Here is an 18,942-nt window from a genome sequence, read left to right on the forward strand (position 1 = left end):
TTTCCACATCCGGTGATGGCATTGTGACCAAGTGTGATTTGGCGCACGTTGAATTGCAACCGCTTTTTAAACGACTGTTTGATTGCCTCGCTTTTCGGGCTTGCGGGTGCGGTGATACACTTCGTCCTCCGCCTAATCGACCCTTGAGGAAATCATGGAAGCTTTTGCCCCTCTCTATTCTGACCACCTGCACACTCTGAAACAGCGTGCTGACCGCTTGCTGGTTCAGCAGCAGTTGGATGGCATGGTGATCGATGCCGGGGCGCCCTTGCCGGTGTTTCTGGATGATATGGAGTATCCCTTCAAGGCCAATCCCCATTTCAAGCACTGGGTGCCGCTTTTTAATCATCCCCACTGCTTTGTTGTGGTCCGTCCAGGCCGGAAACCTCAGCTGCTGTTTTACCGTCCGGTGGACTTCTGGCACACAGTACCGCCGGTGCCACAGGCCCAGTGGGTCGATGAGTTCGAACTGGTGGTGTTTGAGAAACTCGATCAGCTGCCGGACCTGCTGCCGTCGGGCGCGGGTTATGCCTATATCGGTGCCCACCCGGAGCGAGCGGCCCAGCTAAACCTGACCCTGGTGAACCCGAAAGGGCTGCTTGATGCTCTCCATTTTGGCCGCAGCATTAAGAGCGACTACGAGGTGGCCTGTATCCGCGAGGCCAACCGTATCGCGGTGCGGGGTCATGAGGCTGCCAAACAGGCCTTCCTGTCCGGTGCCAGTGAGTTTGAGATTCAACAGGCCTATCTGTCCGCTAGCGGTCAGGGTGAAAATGAGATGCCCTATGGCAATATCGTGGCGCTCAACGAACATTGCGCGGTGCTGCACTACACCACTTGGAGCCGGGATGTTCCGACGGATCCCCGCAGCTTCCTGATCGATGCCGGGGCCAACTGCAACGGCTATGCCGCCGATATCACGCGAACTTACGCGCGGGATCCCGGCAGCCGCTTCGCCGAGCTTATCGTGGCGATGGATCAATACCAGCATCGCATCATCGAGGCGATCAAACCTGGCGTCCGCTACACGGATCTACACAGCCAGATGCACAGTAACGTGGCTCAGATGCTGAACGAGTTTGGCCTGGCCAGGGGGTCTGCAGAGGCACTGATCGAACAGGGGGTTACCAAGGCGTTTTTCCCTCACGGTCTCGGCCATCCGATTGGACTTCAGGTCCACGATGTTGCCGGTTTCATGCAGGATGAACAGGGCACCCAACTGGCACCGCCAGCGGGGATCACTTTGCGTTGTACCCGGGTGATGGAGCCGGGGATGGTGGTGACCATAGAGCCGGGCCTCTATGTGATTGATACCTTGCTCAATGATTTGTCGGCATCGGCCAAGGAGATGCTGTGTCAGGATGAGATTGACCGCCTGCGTCCCTTCGGGGGGATCCGGATCGAGGATAATGTTCTGGTCCTGTCCGACGGGATTGAAAACCTGACCCGGTGTCACGGCCTGGACTGAGCCGCCGATGAAGGTGGAGCCCTTTCCCGTTCCTGCGGAGCCCGTCGAGGTCGAAGAGACGATCAAGCGCAGCCGCTTCATCACCCGCATCGAACGGGTCGAGCGTGGTGAACAGGCGCGTGCGATGCTGACGCGACTGCGGGAGGCTCACCCGGCCGCCCGTCATCACTGTCTGGCGTTTGCAGCGGGCCGGCCCGGGTGTACCCGGGATATCGGCGCTTCCGACGATGGTGAGCCGGCGGGATCTGCAGGCCGACCGATGCTCAACGTACTGCTCGGCAGTGGAGTCGGCCAACTGGCTGCCGTGGTGATCCGCTACTCCGGTGGCATCAAGTTGGGTGTGGGGGGGCTGGTCAGGGCCTACGGTGGCGGCGTCAAGCTGGCGTTGGCGCAGCTTGTCACCGAACCTTTTGTGCCCATGGTTTCGTTGAGCCTAAGCTGTGATTACAGTGATCTTGCCTTGATTACTCATCAGCTGGAAAGGGCGGGTGGCGCTGTCCTGGCAAAGGATTATCGGGATCGCATCCACCTGACTCTAAACCTGCCTCAGCGGACGTTGGCTGCGTTCAGTCAAGCGCTGTCCGATGGCAGTCGCGGCCGCCTGATGCTGATGTCGTCAGACGGAACACCCCTTATTCGTTAACACTCTGATGTCGTTGGCGTATGCTAACGGCAAAGTGAACAAGTTTGATCCCATGGAATACCGCTCGATTATCCGGATCATCGGACTCCTCGTGGCGCTCTTCAGTGCCACCATGCTGCCTCCGGCGGTGATCGCCGTGATCTATAAAGATGGCGGCGGTACCGCCTTTATGCAGGCCTTTGTCATGAGCCTGCTGCTGGGGCTGATCCTCTGGTATCCCAACCGCCGTGCCAAGGCGGATCTGCGAACCCGCGAGGGGTTTCTGGTGGTGGTACTGTTTTGGACGGTACTCGGTACCATAGGAGCCCTGCCGTTCGTGATGTCAGAACTGCCGGATCTCAGCCTGACCGACGCCATCTTTGAATCTTTCTCCGCCCTGACCACCACAGGGGCAACGGTGATCACCGGTCTTGAGACGCTGCCTAAGGCGATCCTGTTCTACCGCCACCTGCTGCAGTGGCTTGGTGGCATGGGGATCATCGTCCTGGCGGTAGCGGTATTACCGATGCTGGGCATCGGGGGGATGCAGCTCTATCGCTGTGAGATCCCGGGGCCGGTAAAAGACAGCAAAATGACGCCGAGGATTGCGGAAACCGCCAAGGCGCTTTGGTACATCTACCTGACCATGACAGTGGTCTGCGCGCTGGCCTATTACCTGGCGGGAATGAACCTGTTTGATGCCGTGGGCCACGCTTTCTCCACTATTGCCATCGGTGGCTTCTCCAGCTATGACGCCAGCATGGGCCACTTCAATAGCCCGGCCATCAACATGATCTGCGTCGTGTTCCTGCTGATGTCGGCGATGAACTTTGCCCTTCACTTTGCCGCGTTCAGTAAACGCGGCATCCGCCTCGCTACCTACTGGCGGGATGCGGAAGTCCGGATGTTCCTGCTGATCCAGCTGGTGTTGGTGATGCTGGTTTTCCTGGTGCTTCTGGGCCAGAAGCTTTACCAGTCGCCGGAGGTGGCGCTGGACAAGGCGTTGTTCCAGGCGGTCTCCATGTCGACTACCGCCGGCTTTACCACCGAGGGGTTTGCGACCTGGCCGCTGTTTTTGCCTAACCTGTTGATCTTTGCCAGTTTCATTGGTGGCTGTGCGGGCTCCACTGGTGGCGGCATCAAGGTAGTGAGGATGACGCTGCTCTCTCTGCAGGGGATGCGGGAGATCAAGCGCTTGATCCATCCTCGGGCAATGTTTTCCATTCGTCTCAATAACCTTCCTGTATCGGACCGGGTCATTGATGCCGTTTGGGGGTTCTTTGCCGCCTATGCCCTATTGTTCGTTGTCATCATGGTGACACTGTTGGCGACAGGCCTGGATGATGTGACCGCTTTCTCCGCCACCGCAGCCTCCCTCAACAACCTCGGGCCTGGACTGGGGGATGTCGCCAGTCACTATGGCGATATCAACGATGTGGCCAAGTGGGTTCTGGTGATGGGGATGTTGTTTGGCCGGCTGGAGATCTTCACCCTGCTGGTGCTCTTTACTCCCACTTTCTGGAAAAGCTAACGAGGGATAACCGATGCTACGGATTCTGGTGCTTTACTCCACCGTCGATGGGCAGACAAGACGGATTGCACAGCGGCTGGCGGAGAGGCTGGAGAAGCAGGGTAATGCGGTTGAGCTGGCGGCGCTGGAGACAATCTCATCTTTGGCAGGGTTTGATCACGTCGTCATTGGCGCATCTATCCGTTACGGCAAGTATCGCCCTGCACTCTTTACGTTCATCGAGCGCCATCAGGCGGAGTTGGCCGAGAAGGGTGCGGCGTTTTTTAGTGTGAACCTGGTGGCGCGCAAGCCGGGCAAAGACAGCGCCGAAGGCAATCCTTACATCCGTCTGTTTCAAAGCAAAAGCGTCTGGAATCCGCCCCTACTGGGGGTCTTTGCCGGCCGGCTCGATTACCCCAGTTATGGCTTTTGGGATCGCAATATCATCAGGTTCATCATGTGGCTGACCAAGGGGCCGACGGCGCCAGACAGCGTACAGGAGTTTACCCGTTGGGATCGGGTGACTGAGTTTGCCGATCAAATCGCCGCACAGCTGTCTGAAGGGGCACAGTAGAGTTGGTACAGGGTAGCGAGGATCGCTTCGACCTCGGTGCTGGCGAGGCGATACCAGACCTGCAGAGACTCTTTTCGGGTCTGCACCAGACCCTCTTTGCGCAGCACCGCGAGGTGCTGCGACAGGGCTGACTGGCTCAGCGGTACCTGGGCATTGAGCTCGGTCACCGTCATCTCCTGCTGGAGTAACAGGCAGAGGATCATCAGTCGATGGGGGTTGGCGATACTCTTTAGCAGCCGTGATGCCTCGTTGGCGTTGCGGGCCATATCGTCGATATTCAGTGCGGAAGCCTCGGTCATGAATTCATCTCGGTGAATAGCTAAATTAGTTTGATCTTATATTAACACCCCCGGACAAAAAGCGCTAAGCCTAGGGGGGAATTGCGATCCTGCCTTTGTGCCCGCACTGTGATCTCCATGCTGGAAAGTGACGCAAAAGCAGCGCATATTGCTTTTAAGTTAATGTCTTGCGAGAAATGATTATGTCCGGGGTTTTGATCGTTTATATGAGTCGTCGTGGCCATACGGCCCGAGTTGCCCGCACCCTCATGGGGCATCTCAACGCCAGTGGTTGCGACTGCGACATGATGGATGTGGTGGAAGCCAAGCACGAAGGGATAGAGTGGGATCGTTACCACACCGTGGTGGTGGGCGCGCCAGTGCTGTATGGCAAGTTTGATGACAGCGTCTGGGAGTTCATCAAGACGCACCAGGCCCAGCTCGAGGCTCGAAACAACGCTTTCTATTGCCTCTCTGTTGTGGCTCGTAACCCCGCCAAAGCCACGGTGGAGGGAAATCGCTACATGCAGAAGTTCCTCGCCCAATCACCCTGGCGACCGCAGCTGCTCAAGGTGGTGGCTGGCAAGGTGGATTACCCCAATTGGGGATTCTGGGACAGCCTCTCAATCAAGTTCATCATGAAGATGACTAAGGGGCCGACCGACCCCAATACGGTGATCGATTACACCGACTACAACGAGGTGGAAGCCTTTGCCGCGCAGATTCGGCGACTCTCTCAGCAGGGTCAATAAGGCGGGTCTGAGTGGGATAACCCAGGATGGAACCGGATTGGCATAGGAAGTACGGGCTGAGTTCCAGCGACTTCAGTAACGCCAAAACCCCTTCAGGAAGAGGACTGCAACGGTCACAATCTCCAGCCGTCCCAGCAGCATCCCCAGGCTGAGGGCCCACTTGGCCGCGTCCGGCAGGGAGGCAAAGTTGCCAGCGGGCCCGATGACTTCACCCAGGCCCGGACCAACGTTGGTGACCGCGGTGACCGAACCGGTCAGGCTGGATATCGGGTCTACCCCCACCAGAACCAAAAACAGAGCTAGGGCGGCGATGGTGGCCATGAACAGCATGGTAAAGGCCACCAGCGAACGCAGAATATCCTCGTTGATTGGTCGGCGATTGTAGCTCTGTGGCAATACGGCGCTGGGATGAATGTGCTGGCGCAGTGCCTTCAATACCACGGCGCCGGCAAGCTGGAAGCGAAAGATCTTGATCGCCCCGGAGGTGGAGCCGGAGCAGGCACCGACAAACATCAGCAGGAAAAAGATGATGTTTGCCGCCGGGCCCCACTGGCTGAAATCAGTGGAGGCGAAGCCGGTGGTGGTGACCACAGACACCAGGTTAAAGGCCGCCAGGGTCAGGGCCGAGAGGAAGTCCAAATCCTGAGACTGGGCCAGCCAGCAGGCGAGCAGCAGCGAGGCGATGATGACGAAGCGGGTGTAACCTATCACCTGTTGGTCACGCCAGGGTGAGAAGGAGCGGCGGTATAGGCTCTGCACATAGAGCAGCATAGGTAAGCCGCTGAGAAACATGAACAGGGTGCCGTTCCAGTGGGCCGCCGTGCTGAAGTGGGTCATTGAGCTGTCGCTGGTGGAGTAGCCGCCGGTGGAGACGGTCGCCATTGCATGGTTGATGGACTCAAACACCGTCATGCCGGCGAGGAGGTATCCGACGCTGCACAGCAGAGTCAGCATCAGGTAGACCTTCACCAGTGACCGCCCGATCTCCTTGGTCCTGGGTAGGGATTTATCCGACCAGTCTGAGGACTCAGTACGAAACAGCCGCATTCCCCCCACGTTCAGCAGGGGCAGAATGGCCACACCGACCGCGATAAAACCGATCCCCCCCACCCACTGCAGCAGCGAGCGCCAGATCAGGATTGACCAGGGGGCGGAGTCTAGCCCGGACATCACCGTGGAACCGGTTGTGGTGATACCCGACATGGTTTCGAAGAAGGCGTCTGTGTAGCTGATGGCATGAAAAAAAGTAAAGGGGAGGGCAGCGAACAGCGCCACCACGAACCAGGTCAGGCTGGTGAAAAGATAGAAGTCACGGGTGTGAAGGGTGAATTTGCAGCCCCAGCTGCTGCCCAGGGCGATGAACGCCACCGTGCCGGTCAGGGCCGAGGAGAGCAGGAAGTCCTGTACCAGTCCCTCGTTGTGATAGAGGGAGAAACCCACGGGTACCAGCATCAGTCCAGCCAACAGGGCGAGGAACAGACCGAGTAGCAACAGTAGTGGGCGAACGTTGATCATCCCGGTCTCCTTGGTGAGCCATGAAGATCAGAAAAACAGGGCTGAAGGCTGGAACAGCTTCTCCACTTCGCGAATGTGTTTCTTATCAACTAGGAACAGGATGACGTGGTCATCCTGCTCTATCACCGTTGAATCGTGGGCCATCATTACTTCGTCTTTACGAACGATGGCACCAATGGTGGTTCCCGGAGGCAGTTTGATCTCCTGGATCTGACGACCCACCACCTTGGAGGTGTTGGGGTCACCGTGGGCCACCGCCTCAATCGCTTCGGCAGCCCCCCGGCGCAGGGAGTAAACGTTGTTGATGTCACCTTGGCGTACATGAGTGAGCAGCGCCGAGATGGTGGCCTGCTGCGGCGAGATGGCAATGTCGATATTGGCATCCTGTACCAGGTCGACGTAGGCTTCGCGCTGGATCAGCACCATCACCTTCTTGGCTCCCATCCGCTTGGCCAGCAGCGCAGACATGATGTTGGCTTCATCGTCGTTGGTCACCGCGATAAAGACGTCCACCTGATCGATCTGCTCCTCTCCGAGCAACTCATGATCCGATGCATCACCGTGGAACACTGTGGTGTCTTCGAGGTATTCCGACAGGCGGGCCGCTCGTTCGCGGTTGCGCTCAATCAATTTGACGTCGTGGAAAGACTCCAGGGCCCGTGCCAGGCCGAGACCGATATTACCGCCGCCGGCGATCATGATGTTGCGGTAGCTCGACTCCAGTTTCTGCATCTCGCTCATGACTGCGCGAATATGCTTGGAGTCCGCGACGAAAAATACCTCATCGTCCGCTTCGATCACCGTGGTGCCCCTTGGCATGATCGGGCGCCCCTGGCGGAAGATGGCCGCTACCCGGGTATCGATATTGGGCATGTGCTCTTTCAGTGCCGAGAGGGCACTGCCCACCAGAGAGCCGCCGTAGTACGCCTTGACCGCCACCAGGCTGGCCTTGCCCCCGGCAAACTCCAATACCTGCAAGGCCCCCGGGTATTCTACTAACCGGCGTATGTAATCGGTCACTAACTGTTCAGGTGCGATCAGTTCATCGATGAAGAAACGCCCGCGGGCTTCCGGGTCGGCACCGCCGGTTTGGAACAGCTGTTCTTTACGGTTGAGGTAGGCGGCTGAGCGGATCCGGGCGATCTTGGTCGGGGTACCGAACAGGGTATAAGCCAAGTGACAGGCGACCATGTTGGTGTCGTCAGAGTTGGTGACGGCGATCAGCATGTCGGCGTCTTCGGCGCCGGAATCGCGCAATACGTGAGGGTGGGCGGCATGACCATGCACCACCCTGAGATCCAACTTATCCTGCAGCGTTCGCAGCGCCAGCATGTCGCTGTCGACGATGGTGATGTCGTTGTTCTCTCCGACCAGGTTCTCGGCCAACGTGCCGCCAACCTGGCCTGCACCAAGGATGATGATCTTCATACCGTGTGATTACGCCTGCTTTACCAGCCGGGCGTAATAAAAACCGTCCCCTGCTTGGGCATCGGGCAGCAACTGCCATCCAGGCTTTGCGACCGTGTCCTGTTGATCTATGGGAGAGAGCATAGCATCGGGGGTATCCTTAAGAAACGCCTTGATCTGCCCGACGTTTTCCTCCGGGAGTACGGAACAGGTGGCATAAAGAAGTGTCCCGCCGGGTTTCAGCAGCGGCCAGATCGCCGCCAATATGGCGCTTTGCAGCTTGGCCAGTTGGGCGATGTCCGCATCCCGTCGCAACCACTTGCTGTCCGGGTTCCGGCGGATCACCCCGGTGGCAGAGCAGGGCGCATCAAGCAGGATACGATCGAAGCGTTGCCCGTCCCACCACGCCTCTGGCCGACTGGCATCACCGGCATGCAAGGTGGCGCGCAAACCGATCCTATCCAGGTTTTGCTGTACCCGTTCGAGGCGGCGTGGCTCCAGGTCTACCGCAACCATCTCCGCCAATTCAGGCTGTCGTTCAAGGATATGGCAGGTTTTTCCGCCGGGGGCGGCGCACACATCCAGCACCCGTTCTTGCGGCTGGGCTTGCAGCAGGTGGGCACTGTGCTGGGCAGAGAGATCCTGTACCGACAGAGCCCCTTCATTGAACCCGGGGAGGCTGGTGACATCGCAGGGAACCGGCAGCAGAATGGCATCACCATTCCCTTCTGCACGGGCCTCGACTCCGGCTTCCGCCAGGCGTTGCAGAGCCTGTTCACGACTTTGCTGGCTGGCATTGTTGCGCAGCCACAGCGGGGGCTGGGCGTTATTGGCGGAGACGATCTGCGTCCACTGGTCGGGGTAGGCCGACTTGAGTCGCTTGAGTAACCAGCCCGGATGCAGGGTTTGCACCGGCTCGGCATCGAACTGCTCGCTTTTCAGCTGGTCCAGATCCCGCTCCAAGCTACGTAGTACTCCATTGACCAGACCCTTCAGGCCCGGAGCGCGAAGGGCGACGCAGGCGTTGACCGACTCGGCCACCACGGCGTGGGGTGGCACCCGGGTATGCTTCAACTGGTAGAGGCCGGCCAGCAAAAGGCCGTGTAACAGCCGCTTCTTACCATTAAGCGGCTGACTGAGCTGGCGGCGGATCTGGGTGTCCAGTTGAGGGAGCTGGCGCATGACACCGTAGCAGATCTCCGCCAACAGCCCCTTGTCGCGACCATCATGGTAGGCGGATTGAGCTTTTGGCAGTGCCTGGCCCATGGACTGCCCCTGGTCGATAACCGCAATGATCACCCGGGCTGCGTCGGCGCGAAGGTTACGCGGGGTTTGCATTTGACGCTTGGAAGATTGGTTCATGCCAGCCGGGTCCCAGGGAGAAACCACTCTTTCCGGGCGTTGAGCACGTCGCCGGCGGTCATCGCTTTTTTGCCCGGCAGCTGGATCGATTCAAGCAGTAACACATCGCCGTCACAGGCCACCGCGATCCCCTGCTTGTCGGCACGGAGAATGGTTCCGGGAGCCTGGTCCGTATGTTCGTCCAGTACCTGGCACTGCCACAGCTTGATACCGTGCTCTCCACACAGGAAGTGGCTGACCGGCCAAGGATTAAAAGCCCTTACCTCACGCCAGAGCGCCGTGGCACTCTTGTGCCAATCGACGGCCGCTTCCTCTTTGGACAGCTTTTTGGCGTAGTTGGCCTCGGCATCGTTTTGCGGTTCGGCAACGACACTGCCGCTGGCGATCTGGGCCAGCGCCTCTGAAAGTCCCTTTGGCCCGAGTTGCGCCAGCTTCTGGTAGAGGCTGGCGGAGGTGTCGCTATCCTCGATGGGACAGGTCACCTTATGCAGCATGGCACCGGTGTCCAGTCCCTCATCCATCTGCATGATGGTGACGCCGGTTTCCCGGTCGCCGGCCCAGATGGATCTTTGGATGGGGGCAGCACCACGCCAACGGGGAAGCAGGCTGCCGTGGACATTGATGCAGCCAAGGGGTGGCAGCTCCAATACCGCCTTGGGCAGGATAACCCCGTAGGCGACCACCACCATGATATCGAACGTCAGGTCAGCAAGCTCCTGTTGTGCCGCCTCATCACGAAGGCTTTTGGGCTGGTAGACCGGGATCTGATGCTGCTGGGCCAGCAGCTTGACCGGGCTGGAGGTGAGCTTCTTGCCGCGCCCAGCGGGACGATCCGGCTGGGTGTAGACTGCCACCACCTCATGAGGCCCATCCAGCAGGGCCTGTAGATGGTCAGCAGCAAATTCAGGCGTGCCGGCGAAAACGATTTTTAAGGGGGACACGGCGTTCTCCTAAGCCTGGCGTGCGTCGAGGCGAGCCTGTTTTTCCAGCTTCTGTTTGATCCGTTGACGCTTCAGAGGCGACAGGTAATCGATAAACAGCTTGCCCGCCAGGTGATCCATTTCATGTTGAATGCAGATCGCTAAAAGCTCTTCTGCATCAAGAACAAAGGTCTCACCATGGCGATCTTTGGCTTCTAATCGTATATGCTCAGCACGCTCGACCTTGGCATAAACGGCCGGCACAGATAAACAGCCCTCTTCATTGATGAAATGGCCGCGTTGTTCGAGTACCTTGGGGTTAATGAAAACCCGCGGCTCGGTTTTGTCTTCGGAGAGATCCATGACGATCAGCTGCAGATGCTGGTCGATCTGGGTGGCGGCCAACCCGATACCGCGCTCTTCGTACATGGTTTCAAACATGTCATCGATGAGCTGTTGCAGCTCGGGGCCGAAGTCGGTTACGGGTTGAGCGACGGTGCGTAGACGCTCATCGGGGAAACGAAGTACTTCTCTGATGGCCATTGCTAATCTCATTAAAAAGTAAAAAGAATTGACCTTAACTGCGCTAAAGTTGAAGTCGGTAACTGCTAATTTTAACCCTTTGCCTGCGTCATTGATAGAAAGGTGACGACGGCCTTGAGCGACAAGGAAGTGGCATGAAAAAACTGGTCTTTGTTCTGGCGTGCTGTCTGAGCCTCTCCACTTGGGCAGACGTTTTGACTCTGAAGCCTGGCCATCCACAAAGCTATGTGGTGAAAAAGGGCGACACCCTCTGGGATATCTCCGCCCTGTTTCTCGATGACCCCTGGCGATGGCCCAAGCTGTGGGGTGCCAACCCGCAGATCGCCAACCCCCACCTGATCTACCCGGGTGACCGCCTGACCCTGGTCTTCCTCGACGGCGAGCCTCGCTTGGAGCACAAGCCATCGGTGCGGATGTCCCCGGAGCCACGGGTCACAGGTAAGGGGGCTATCCCGGCTCTGCCCCTGTCGGTGATTGAACCCTACATCAACTACCACACTGTCCTCAGTCCTAAGGAGCTCAAAGATAACCCTGTTGTGGTTGGTGGTGAGCGGGATGCCGTGGCGTATGCCCAGGGCGATGTGGTGTTCATCAAGGATTCTCTGCCTATCGGAAGCCGTTACGGGATCTACGCCCCAGGACGTCCTCTCCAGGATCCCCAGACTGGCGAAATGCTTGGACGGGAAGCGCGACTCAGTGCAACAGGCCAGGTGATTGAAAGTGGATCGATTTCCAAGCTGCAGGTGCTCAGCTCACGCAGTGAGATCATTCCGGGGCAGCGGCTGAAACCGATCTCCGACGAAACCCTGTTGCCCGGGCACTTTACGCCCCACCCGGCACCAGAGGGACTGGAGGGTCAGATTATCGCCTCCGATGACAACGCTCGTGAGATCGGTCCTCTGCAGGTTGCAATCATTAACAAAGGCAGTGAGGATGGCGCCGCTCCTGGGCAGGTCTACGCTATCCATCAGCCTGGCGTTGAGGTGCTCAAATCCGGTCGTGGAGACAAGGAAACTTACCGTGATGAGGTGACTCATCGTGCCTATGACAAGGTGATGTCGCTGCTATCTGATGGTCGCGTGATTGTGCTGCCAGAGGTGTACCGTGGTGAAATGATGCTGTTTCGGACCTACGACAAGGTTAGCTACGGTTTGATCCTAAATGGCCGTCGTCCGGCTCGGATGGAAGATAAGGTATTGCGACCCGAGCCTATGGTGTTCGGTGAGCGTAGTGACCCATGAACTGAGTCGTTATCTTGCCCTGGCAGGGCTAAGGGGTATCGGCCTGCGCCGCAAGCTGGCGCTGCTGGAGGCGATGCCCCTGGACCTGATATGGCAGCAGGCGGCACAGGCGAGGGTCCCTGGCCTGTCCACCTATCAATGCCAGCAACTTCTTACCCCTTCTGAAAACATCACATCGGCCTTGGCATGGTATGCCGAGGCCGATGACCATCATATCCTCACTCTTGCCGACCCCCGCTATCCACTTGCCCTGCGCGCAATAGAGGATCCCCCTCTCGTTCTCTTCGTTCAGGGCAACCTGGATAGCTTGAATCAACCGAGCATCGCCATGGTGGGGAGTCGCAATGCGCCGCCGCCGAGTCTCGACTTAGCGCAGGAGTGGGCGGCACAACTGGCACAGATGGGACTGGGGGTGATCTCCGGTTTGGCCATCGGTATCGATGGGGCCAGCCATAGAGGCGCCTTGGAGCACGGCCAGACAGTCGCGGTGCTTGGCTGCGGGCTACGACACTGCTATCCCAAGCGGCATGATCAACTGGCGGCGCAGATCCGTAAACAGGGAGCACTGGTCTCCGAATTTTGGCCGCAGCAGACGGTCAGGGCGCAACATTTCCCGCAGCGAAACCGGATTGTCAGTGGCCTCAGTTACGGTGTGTTGGTGGTCGCAGCGGCGAAAAGAAGCGGCAGTTTGATCACCGCTCGGCTCGCGGCGGAGCAGGGAAGAGAGGTGTTTGCGGTACCGGGCAGCGTCCGGGACCCCCACGCTGCCGGTTGCCACTACCTGGTGCAGCAGGGTGCCAAACTGGTCACATCGCCGGTCGATCTGGTAGAGGAGCTGTGTCCACAGTGGCAGGCGGAACCGCCATCGGTACAACCGGAGGTGACATCGAAGTTGCCACATCCGGGGCTGTTGGATAGTGTTGGCTATGAGACCACGCCCGTGGATCTGGTGGTTCAGCGTAGCCAACTGCCCGTGGCGGAGGTTTTAGAGCGACTGATCGAGCTAGAGCTGGATGGTTGGGTCCAAGCAGTACCCGGTGGCTACATGAGGCTTAGGGGGAGGTGATTCATGTTTGATATCTTGATGTATCTGTTTGAGACCTACGTACAGAGCGATGTGGAGCTTCTGTTTGACCGTGAGGAGTTAACCGAGGAGTTGAGTCGAGCTGGCTTTCGCTCGGACGAGATAGGTAAGGCGTTAATTTGGATCGAGAAACTCGCTGAGTTACAAAACTCGGACCGTCATCCCTACCTGGCCATGACGCAAGCCAACAGCATGCGACTCTATGACGATTCGGAGCTGCAGAAGATAGACACCGAGTGTCGTGGCTTCATGCTCTTCCTGGAGCAGATCAACGTGCTCAGCGCGACGACTCGGGAGATGGTGATTGACAGGGTCATGGAGCTTGAAGGGGAACCTCTGACGCTGGATGACCTCAAGTGGGTTGTCCTTATGGTGCTGTTCAATGCACCAGGGAACGAGCAGGCTTACCACCAGATGGAAGATCTGATCTTCGAGCAGCCTGAGGGGCTGTTGCACTAAGCTCAAAGGCGCCCTTAAGGGCGCCTTTTTTGTGCAAGGCCCGGTCGGCATCTTGGTCTCTTGGGCCACAACCCTGTTCGGCGCTGCCGCATGCCTTACCACCGGGGATGCTGTTAGAATTGCGTCGGCATCGCGATAGAGGAGTCGGCATGGCCAAGATAGATAATCAGTTGTTTTCCGCCCACGAGCATGCGTTGGAGCGGGATCATGGCAATTGCCCAGAGTGCAATGCTCCGCTGGCCATTCGACACGGCAAACATGGCCCCTTCCTCGGCTGCGAGCGCTATCCGGCCTGTGAGTACCACCGCCCATTGGTGGAGAAAGCAACAAAACCGGAGGAACTGCTGGAGGATACCCAGTGCCCCCTGTGCAGTCGTCCCCTGGCATTGAAATCTGGGCGCTATGGTTTTTACATCGGCTGCAGTGGGTTCCCAGAATGTGACTATGTAGTGCGTGAGGAGCCGGAAACCGTGGAAACCCAGGTCCCCTGTCCCGAGTGTCACTCGGGGGAGTTGGTGGCCCGCAGCAATCGTTTTGGCAAAAAGTTCTTCGCTTGCAGCGCGTATCCCAGGTGCAAGTACCTCGTCAACGACAAGCCGATAATGTCACCCTGTCCCGATTGCGGATGGTCTATCTTGGTGGAAAAAAAAGTGCGCGGTCATCTGCGCCAGGTGTGCCCCCAACGAGCCTGCAAATATCAGTCAGACCCTATATAATCGCCGCCAGAGAACACCTTGTAATCATTTAAAAAGGAAGTTGTTAACATGAGTGCCCCCTTCGTCGCCGTCTTGATGGGTTCAGACTCTGATCTGCCGATCATGCAGACCACCCTGGATACCCTGAAATCCTTCAATATTCCCTTCGAGGCTAAAGTTACCTCGGCCCACCGCACCCCTGCGGCTACTCATGCATACGTGAAAGATGCGGAAGAGCGGGGATGTAAGGTGTTCATTTGCGCAGCTGGACTAGCCGCTCACCTTGCGGGTGCGGTTGCAGGGATCACCACCCGACCGGTGATTGGGGTACCCATCGATAACGGCCCGCTGCAGGGGCATGACGCTCTGCTATCCACCGTAATGATGCCCGGCGGTGTGCCGGTTGCAACGGTTGCCATCGGCAAGGCCGGTGCCAAGAATGCCGGGTATCTGGCAGCCCAGATGCTGGCGGTTGGGGATGATGCCTTGGCTGCGGCGGTAAAAGCTGAGCGCCAGAGCAGTGCCGAAGCCGTTCAGGCCAAGGATGCTGCGTTGCAAGCCAAGCTGGCTCAGTAACCCTATGGGACGCCGTTTTACCGTGGCGGAAGCCGCCCATGCTCTGGAGCAGGGCGGTGTCCTGGCATATCCCACCGAGGCGGTGTTTGGTCTCGGCTGTGATCCGCTCAATGAAGCCGCCGTGCGGCGACTACTGGCGATCAAGCAACGATCTTGGGAGAAAGGACTGATTTTGGTGGCATCCTGTTATGGGCAGCTGCTGCGTTACGTGGATGACGGGGCCCTTTCGGAAGCGCAGCGCCAGCGTGTGCTGGCTCGCTGGCCAGGCCCGGTCACCTGGGTGATGCCGGCGAAGGAGAGTGTTCCCGATTGGTTGACCGGGCAGTTCGACTCCATTGCCGTCAGGGTGAGTGACCATACTATTGTGAAGTCACTCTGCAGTGCGTTCGGGGGGCCACTGGTCTCGACCAGCGCCAACCTGTCTGGAGAGGAGCCGGCCAGGACAATGGCGCAGGTGGAGCGAGATCTGGGCCAGCTGGTTGATGGTGTTGTTTTGGGTGAGGTCGGGGGAAACCCTTCCCCCTCGACCATTCTGGATGCCCGCAGTGGCCAAGTCCTGCGTTAAAACTTATTGATAACTAAAGGATCCCACATGACGGTGAACAAAGCGGACGTTCGAAACTACCTTACTCAACTGCAGGCGAGCATCTGCGAACGGTTGGCGCAGTTGGATGGCGCCGCTACCTTCGTTCAGGACCGCTGGGAACGTGAAGAGGGCGGGGGAGGCGAAAGCCGGGTGTTGACCGATGGCCGGGTATTTGAACAGGCCGGGGTTAACTTCTCCCATGTTTTTGGTGCCCAGATGCCTGCTTCAGCCACCGCGCATCGCCCAGAACTGGCGGGCCGACGCTTCGAGGCGATGGGCGTCTCCTTGGTGATCCACCCCCGTAACCCCTACATACCCACCACCCATGCGAATGTGCGCTTCTTTATCGCCGAGAAAGAGGGGGAAGCTCCGGTGTGGTGGTTTGGTGGGGGGTTTGACCTTACGCCTTATTATCCCTTTGATGAGGATATCGCTCACTGGCACTCGGTGGCTCGGGACCTCTGTGAGCCCTTTGGCCCTGCGCGGTACGCGGAGCACAAGGCCTGGTGTGATGAGTATTTCTACCTCAAGCACCGAGGGGAGACCCGAGGGATCGGTGGGCTTTTCTTCGACGATCTCAACACTCCGGACTTCGAGACCAGCTTTGCCTACATGCAAGCGGTAGGCAATGGTTTCCTTCCTGCTTACGTACCGATCGTGGAGCGGCGACAGAACCTCAGTTTTGGTGAGCGAGAACGCCAGTTCCAGCTGTATCGTCGTGGCCGTTATGTGGAATTCAATTTGGTTTACGATCGCGGCACACTGTTTGGCCTGCAATCCGGGGGGCGGACCGAGTCGATTCTGATGTCGATGCCTCCTCTGGTTCGCTGGCAATATCAGTATCAGCCGGAGCCCGGCAGCACAGAGGCTGAACTCTCAGCCTACCTTCGCCCAAGGGACTGGTTGGCGGAGTTCACCCCCTCCACCGAACAGTTGCTTTAAGACCCGTTATGATGGACGGGGCACCCCTCGTCCACATTGCGCATATGGTCCGCCAAATCGACAAGGGCTTTGAGCATCGCTTGGCGTGACGGGCGGTGGGAAATCTCCTCCTCCAGTGCACGCTTCATGCAGTGCAGCCAAAGATTGCGCTGCCGCTTATCGATGCGAAAGGGAAGGTGTCTGGCGCGCAGACGTGGATGACCATGCTTCCGTTCAAACAGGGGGGGGCCGCCCAGCCAGCCGCTAAAAAAATCGAACAGCTTCTCTTCGCTACCCGCCAGGCTGGCGGGGTGAAGCGCCCGCAAATCACGATACTCAGGCTCAGAATCCATCAAGGCGTAGAAGCGATGACAGAGTGCACGCAACCGTTCCTCGCCTCCGAGTTGTTCGTAAGCCGTAGCAGCTTGCTTCCCATTGAGGGCTCGGCGTATAAGGGACAGCATATTCTCTCCAATTGAGCCTCGATATGGATAAGTATGCCGTTATCGGCCATCCCATCGAACACAGTAAATCACCCTTGATCCACAGCGAGTTTGCCCGCTTGACCGGACAGCCGCTGGAATACCACGCCATCCTAGCACCCAAGGCGGGTTTTGCCGATGCCGTGAAGCAGTTTCGACAAGCTGGGGGGAAGGGGGCGAACGTGACTCTGCCATTTAAAGAGGAAGCGTTGGCACTCTGTGACGAACTCAGTGAGCGAGCGAGGCGGGCGGGTGCAGTTAACACCCTTATCTGGAACGATGATGAGCGGCTGCTTGGAGACAACACCGACGGGCTGGGACTGGTATCCGACCTCAAACGCCATGCCTATCCGTTGCGTGATGCCCGCATCCTGCTGCTGGGTGCCGGTGGAGTCGCAAGGGGGGTATTGCTGCCGCTCTTATCCGAGCGCCCCAAACGCCTGGTGGTCGCGAATCGCACAGCGCACAAGGCCGAGCGTCTGGCGGCCGACTTTTCGTCTTTTGGTCCCGTCACTGGTGTGGGCTTGGAAAACCTGGATGGGACGTTTGATCTTGTCATTAACGGTACCTCTGCCTCGCTAAGTGGGAAGTTGCCGGATCTGCACCGTGTCAAACTGGCCGAGGACGGCTGTGCCTACGACATGGCTTATGGGGATTCGCTGACGCCATTTCAGTGCTGGGCCCTGGAAAACGGTGCCCGGCATGCTCTGTCGGGCCTGGGCATGCTGGTGGGTCAGGCTGCAGAAAGCTTTGCTCTTTGGCGAGGGGTTCATCCTCCCATCGAGCCTATCCTTGAGTTATTGCAGGGTGAGGTGGAGTAAGTTTCATGAACCAGCAAGTTCAATTTAACGAGCAGGTACACTTACATTGGGATCAGGGCTGGCTTCAGTTTGATGCGTTGATGGCAGGGCACAAGGTGCCCTGCCTGATTACACTGGAGGAGCTCGCCCGCCGCTGGGGACAGCCATTGAACGAACCTGAGTTGGTCAGTGTGGCATTTGAGCAGCTAAGGTTCGATCTGGAAGCGGAGGCAGAAGGCCTCATCGAGGATGAGGCCTTCGATACCCAGGGCAGGATCTGGCTGGGTCACCCGGCGATTTAATTATTCTCTTCCAGGTAATGATCTTTGAGCATGACATAGCCATCGGCAGAGGTTTTCAGAAAGGCGATCTCTTCATCGCTCAAAGGACGAGCCGCCTTGGCAGGGCTTCCTACATAAAGGTAGCCTGAAGTGAGACGCTTTCCCGGTGGCACCAGGGCACCGGCACCGATGACGACATTCTCCTCGATAACAGCACCATCCAGTACGATGGCACCCATCCCCACAAGAACACGATCATGAATATGGCAGCCATGCAGCATCGCCTTATGACCCACGGTGACATCGTTGCCAATAATCAGTGGGTGGCCAGCCGGGTTAGCTTCGCTGCTGCGAGAAACGTGCAGAACTGAAGCGTCCTGAATATTGGTTTTACTACCAATAGTGATGCGATTGACATCCCCCCTTGCCACGACAAACGGCCAGATGCTGGCGTCCTCGCCCAAAGTGATGTCGCCGTAGAGCACGGCGCTCTCGTCGATGAAGACTCGGGCCGCTACGGTGGGTTTAACTCCCCGGTAGGATTTTATGGTCATGCGATGCGTCCTTGTTTGTAGCATATGTAAACGGTACTCGAAGAGGCTTTAATCTCTTTGCTGAATTTGTCGGCAGTCGGTTCCGCCCCCTCGAAACTGGCCTTGCAGTGTAAACGATCTGCCCTATAATGCGCTCCCTGCCGACGGGGCACAGCGGGCCACTCAGTGAGAGGCTAAGCGGCGTCACCAAAGGGGTTTCGGCCCGACTGGTTAAAACCTAGACGGTCGAACGGAAAGTTGAAAAACGGCCTTGACGACCACGGAGAACAGCGTAATATACGCCTCCTGCTTCGGCAACGAAGCCAAGCCCAA

At 58.1% G+C, this 18,942-nt stretch carries 22 protein-coding genes; 14 read left to right on the forward strand and 8 right to left on the reverse strand.

The window, feature by feature from the left end; all coding sequences use genetic code 11:
• The first annotated feature begins 154 nt into the window (after positions 1 to 154).
• The 4 genes from pepQ to hemG (ABD997_RS13200) are packed head-to-tail and all read left to right on the forward strand — an operon-like array spanning position 155 to position 4,174.
• On the forward strand, positions 155 to 1,468 hold the full coding sequence (gene pepQ / locus ABD997_RS13185) for a Xaa-Pro dipeptidase (RefSeq protein ID WP_345317579.1): 1,314 nt from the start codon (positions 155 to 157) through the stop codon (positions 1,466 to 1,468).
• A 7-nt stretch (positions 1,469 to 1,475) separates the two neighbouring features.
• Positions 1,476 to 2,111 (forward strand): YigZ family protein, encoded by a 636-nt coding sequence (locus tag ABD997_RS13190; RefSeq protein ID WP_345317580.1) that lies wholly within the window; start codon positions 1,476 to 1,478, stop codon positions 2,109 to 2,111.
• 52 nt (positions 2,112 to 2,163) lie between these two features.
• Positions 2,164 to 3,621 (forward strand): TrkH family potassium uptake protein, encoded by a 1,458-nt coding sequence (locus ABD997_RS13195; RefSeq protein WP_345317600.1) that lies wholly within the window; start codon positions 2,164 to 2,166, stop codon positions 3,619 to 3,621.
• A gap of 13 nt (positions 3,622 to 3,634) precedes the next feature.
• The gene (hemG, locus tag ABD997_RS13200) at positions 3,635 to 4,174 is read left to right on the forward strand and encodes a menaquinone-dependent protoporphyrinogen IX dehydrogenase (RefSeq protein ID WP_345317581.1); all 540 of its coding nucleotides are present in this window, start codon (positions 3,635 to 3,637) and stop codon (positions 4,172 to 4,174) included.
• Here the strand turns inward: hemG (ABD997_RS13200) and ABD997_RS13205 are convergent.
• Positions 4,138 to 4,473, reverse strand: coding sequence for an ArsR/SmtB family transcription factor (locus ABD997_RS13205; protein ID WP_345317582.1), 336 nt, complete (start codon positions 4,471 to 4,473; stop codon positions 4,138 to 4,140). The two genes, hemG (ABD997_RS13200) and ABD997_RS13205, sit on opposite strands and share 37 nt — an antisense overlap.
• Before the next feature lie 182 nt (positions 4,474 to 4,655).
• Here ABD997_RS13205 and hemG (ABD997_RS13210) point away from each other — a divergent pair, with 182 nt between their 5' ends.
• Positions 4,656 to 5,204, forward strand: coding sequence for a menaquinone-dependent protoporphyrinogen IX dehydrogenase (gene hemG, locus ABD997_RS13210; protein WP_345317583.1), 549 nt, complete (start codon positions 4,656 to 4,658; stop codon positions 5,202 to 5,204).
• Positions 5,205 to 5,276: 72 nt separating this feature from the next.
• Here the strand turns inward: hemG (ABD997_RS13210) and ABD997_RS13215 are convergent, their stop codons facing one another.
• The 5 genes from ABD997_RS13215 to def are packed head-to-tail and all read right to left on the reverse strand — an operon-like array spanning position 5,277 to position 10,951.
• Positions 5,277 to 6,719, reverse strand: a complete 1,443-nt coding sequence (locus ABD997_RS13215) for a TrkH family potassium uptake protein (RefSeq protein WP_345317584.1) — start codon at positions 6,717 to 6,719, stop codon at positions 5,277 to 5,279.
• 27 nt (positions 6,720 to 6,746) lie between these two features.
• The gene (trkA, locus tag ABD997_RS13220; protein ID WP_345317585.1) at positions 6,747 to 8,147 is read right to left on the reverse strand and encodes a Trk system potassium transporter TrkA; all 1,401 of its coding nucleotides are present in this window, start codon (positions 8,145 to 8,147) and stop codon (positions 6,747 to 6,749) included.
• A gap of 9 nt (positions 8,148 to 8,156) precedes the next feature.
• Entirely contained in the window at positions 8,157 to 9,488 is a 1,332-nt protein-coding gene (gene rsmB, locus ABD997_RS13225; protein WP_345317586.1) for a 16S rRNA (cytosine(967)-C(5))-methyltransferase RsmB, read from the reverse strand.
• On the reverse strand, positions 9,485 to 10,429 hold the full coding sequence (gene fmt / locus ABD997_RS13230; protein WP_345317587.1) for a methionyl-tRNA formyltransferase: 945 nt from the start codon (positions 10,427 to 10,429) through the stop codon (positions 9,485 to 9,487). Before fmt ends, rsmB begins: the two co-directional genes overlap by 4 nt.
• Before the next feature lie 9 nt (positions 10,430 to 10,438).
• Entirely contained in the window at positions 10,439 to 10,951 is a 513-nt protein-coding gene (gene def, locus ABD997_RS13235) for a peptide deformylase (RefSeq protein WP_345317588.1), read from the reverse strand.
• Positions 10,952 to 11,085: 134 nt separating this feature from the next.
• On the opposite strand from def, the gene ABD997_RS13240 reads away from it, so the two are divergent.
• From ABD997_RS13240 to hemF, 7 genes are all read left to right on the forward strand, one after another.
• Entirely contained in the window at positions 11,086 to 12,192 is a 1,107-nt protein-coding gene (locus ABD997_RS13240) for a LysM peptidoglycan-binding domain-containing protein (RefSeq protein WP_345317589.1), read from the forward strand.
• Complete coding sequence (dprA, locus tag ABD997_RS13245) at positions 12,173 to 13,258, forward strand: DNA-processing protein DprA (protein ID WP_345317590.1); 1,086 nt, start codon at positions 12,173 to 12,175, stop codon at positions 13,256 to 13,258. The genes ABD997_RS13240 and dprA overlap by 20 nt, the downstream gene beginning before the upstream one ends.
• A gap of 3 nt (positions 13,259 to 13,261) precedes the next feature.
• On the forward strand, positions 13,262 to 13,735 hold the full coding sequence (locus ABD997_RS13250) for a DUF494 family protein (RefSeq protein ID WP_345317591.1): 474 nt from the start codon (positions 13,262 to 13,264) through the stop codon (positions 13,733 to 13,735).
• Positions 13,736 to 13,884: 149 nt separating this feature from the next.
• On the forward strand, positions 13,885 to 14,451 hold the full coding sequence (locus ABD997_RS13255; protein WP_345317592.1) for a DNA topoisomerase family protein: 567 nt from the start codon (positions 13,885 to 13,887) through the stop codon (positions 14,449 to 14,451).
• Between the two features lie 48 nt (positions 14,452 to 14,499).
• Complete coding sequence (gene purE, locus ABD997_RS13260) at positions 14,500 to 15,006, forward strand: 5-(carboxyamino)imidazole ribonucleotide mutase (RefSeq protein ID WP_345317593.1); 507 nt, start codon at positions 14,500 to 14,502, stop codon at positions 15,004 to 15,006.
• A gap of 4 nt (positions 15,007 to 15,010) precedes the next feature.
• On the forward strand, positions 15,011 to 15,571 hold the full coding sequence (gene tsaC, locus ABD997_RS13265) for an L-threonylcarbamoyladenylate synthase type 1 TsaC (protein ID WP_345317601.1): 561 nt from the start codon (positions 15,011 to 15,013) through the stop codon (positions 15,569 to 15,571).
• Positions 15,572 to 15,598: 27 nt separating this feature from the next.
• Entirely contained in the window at positions 15,599 to 16,534 is a 936-nt protein-coding gene (gene hemF, locus ABD997_RS13270) for an oxygen-dependent coproporphyrinogen oxidase (protein ID WP_345317594.1), read from the forward strand.
• On the opposite strand, the gene ABD997_RS13275 is transcribed toward hemF, so the two are convergent.
• A complete protein-coding gene (locus ABD997_RS13275; protein ID WP_345317595.1) occupies positions 16,531 to 16,977 on the reverse strand; it encodes a group II truncated hemoglobin in 447 nt (148 codons plus the stop codon). The genes hemF and ABD997_RS13275 overlap by 4 nt on opposite strands.
• Before the next feature lie 23 nt (positions 16,978 to 17,000).
• On the opposite strand from ABD997_RS13275, the gene aroE reads away from it, so the two are divergent.
• Positions 17,001 to 17,816, forward strand: a complete 816-nt coding sequence (aroE, locus tag ABD997_RS13280) for a shikimate dehydrogenase (RefSeq protein ID WP_345317596.1) — start codon at positions 17,001 to 17,003, stop codon at positions 17,814 to 17,816.
• Positions 17,817 to 17,821: 5 nt separating this feature from the next.
• A complete protein-coding gene (locus ABD997_RS13285; protein ID WP_345317597.1) occupies positions 17,822 to 18,097 on the forward strand; it encodes a DUF1488 family protein in 276 nt (91 codons plus the stop codon).
• Here ABD997_RS13285 and ABD997_RS13290 read toward each other — a convergent pair.
• Entirely contained in the window at positions 18,094 to 18,630 is a 537-nt protein-coding gene (locus ABD997_RS13290) for a gamma carbonic anhydrase family protein (protein ID WP_345317598.1), read from the reverse strand. The two genes, ABD997_RS13285 and ABD997_RS13290, sit on opposite strands and share 4 nt — an antisense overlap.
• Positions 18,631 to 18,942: the final 312 nt, after the last annotated feature.

Origin of the sequence: Ferrimonas gelatinilytica, assembly GCF_039544205.1 — a bacterium.
Classification (GTDB): Bacteria; Pseudomonadota; Gammaproteobacteria; order Enterobacterales; family Shewanellaceae; genus Ferrimonas; species Ferrimonas gelatinilytica.

What these genes read in the sequence shown, in the direction of transcription:
- pepQ (WP_345317579.1), top strand. Translation starts at nt 155, where the DNA reads ATGGAAGCTTTTGCCCCTCTCTATTCTGACCACCTGCACACTCTGAAA.
- ABD997_RS13190 (WP_345317580.1), top strand. Translation starts at nt 1,476, where the DNA reads ATGAAGGTGGAGCCCTTTCCCGTTCCTGCGGAGCCCGTCGAGGTCGAA.
- ABD997_RS13195 (WP_345317600.1), top strand. Translation starts at nt 2,164, where the DNA reads ATGGAATACCGCTCGATTATCCGGATCATCGGACTCCTCGTGGCGCTC.
- hemG (WP_345317581.1), top strand. Translation starts at nt 3,635, where the DNA reads ATGCTACGGATTCTGGTGCTTTACTCCACCGTCGATGGGCAGACAAGA.
- ABD997_RS13205 (WP_345317582.1), bottom strand. Translation starts at nt 4,473, where the DNA reads ATGACCGAGGCTTCCGCACTGAATATCGACGATATGGCCCGCAACGCC.
- hemG (WP_345317583.1), top strand. Translation starts at nt 4,656, where the DNA reads ATGTCCGGGGTTTTGATCGTTTATATGAGTCGTCGTGGCCATACGGCC.
- ABD997_RS13215 (WP_345317584.1), bottom strand. Translation starts at nt 6,719, where the DNA reads ATGATCAACGTTCGCCCACTACTGTTGCTACTCGGTCTGTTCCTCGCC.
- trkA (WP_345317585.1), bottom strand. Translation starts at nt 8,147, where the DNA reads ATGAAGATCATCATCCTTGGTGCAGGCCAGGTTGGCGGCACGTTGGCC.
- rsmB (WP_345317586.1), bottom strand. Translation starts at nt 9,488, where the DNA reads ATGAACCAATCTTCCAAGCGTCAAATGCAAACCCCGCGTAACCTTCGC.
- def (WP_345317588.1), bottom strand. Translation starts at nt 10,951, where the DNA reads ATGGCCATCAGAGAAGTACTTCGTTTCCCCGATGAGCGTCTACGCACC.
- ABD997_RS13240 (WP_345317589.1), top strand. Translation starts at nt 11,086, where the DNA reads ATGAAAAAACTGGTCTTTGTTCTGGCGTGCTGTCTGAGCCTCTCCACT.
- ABD997_RS13250 (WP_345317591.1), top strand. Translation starts at nt 13,262, where the DNA reads ATGTTTGATATCTTGATGTATCTGTTTGAGACCTACGTACAGAGCGAT.
- ABD997_RS13255 (WP_345317592.1), top strand. Translation starts at nt 13,885, where the DNA reads ATGGCCAAGATAGATAATCAGTTGTTTTCCGCCCACGAGCATGCGTTG.
- purE (WP_345317593.1), top strand. Translation starts at nt 14,500, where the DNA reads ATGAGTGCCCCCTTCGTCGCCGTCTTGATGGGTTCAGACTCTGATCTG.
- tsaC (WP_345317601.1), top strand. Translation starts at nt 15,011, where the DNA reads ATGGGACGCCGTTTTACCGTGGCGGAAGCCGCCCATGCTCTGGAGCAG.
- hemF (WP_345317594.1), top strand. Translation starts at nt 15,599, where the DNA reads ATGACGGTGAACAAAGCGGACGTTCGAAACTACCTTACTCAACTGCAG.
- ABD997_RS13275 (WP_345317595.1), bottom strand. Translation starts at nt 16,977, where the DNA reads ATGCTGTCCCTTATACGCCGAGCCCTCAATGGGAAGCAAGCTGCTACG.
- aroE (WP_345317596.1), top strand. Translation starts at nt 17,001, where the DNA reads ATGGATAAGTATGCCGTTATCGGCCATCCCATCGAACACAGTAAATCA.
- ABD997_RS13285 (WP_345317597.1), top strand. Translation starts at nt 17,822, where the DNA reads ATGAACCAGCAAGTTCAATTTAACGAGCAGGTACACTTACATTGGGAT.
- ABD997_RS13290 (WP_345317598.1), bottom strand. Translation starts at nt 18,630, where the DNA reads ATGACCATAAAATCCTACCGGGGAGTTAAACCCACCGTAGCGGCCCGA.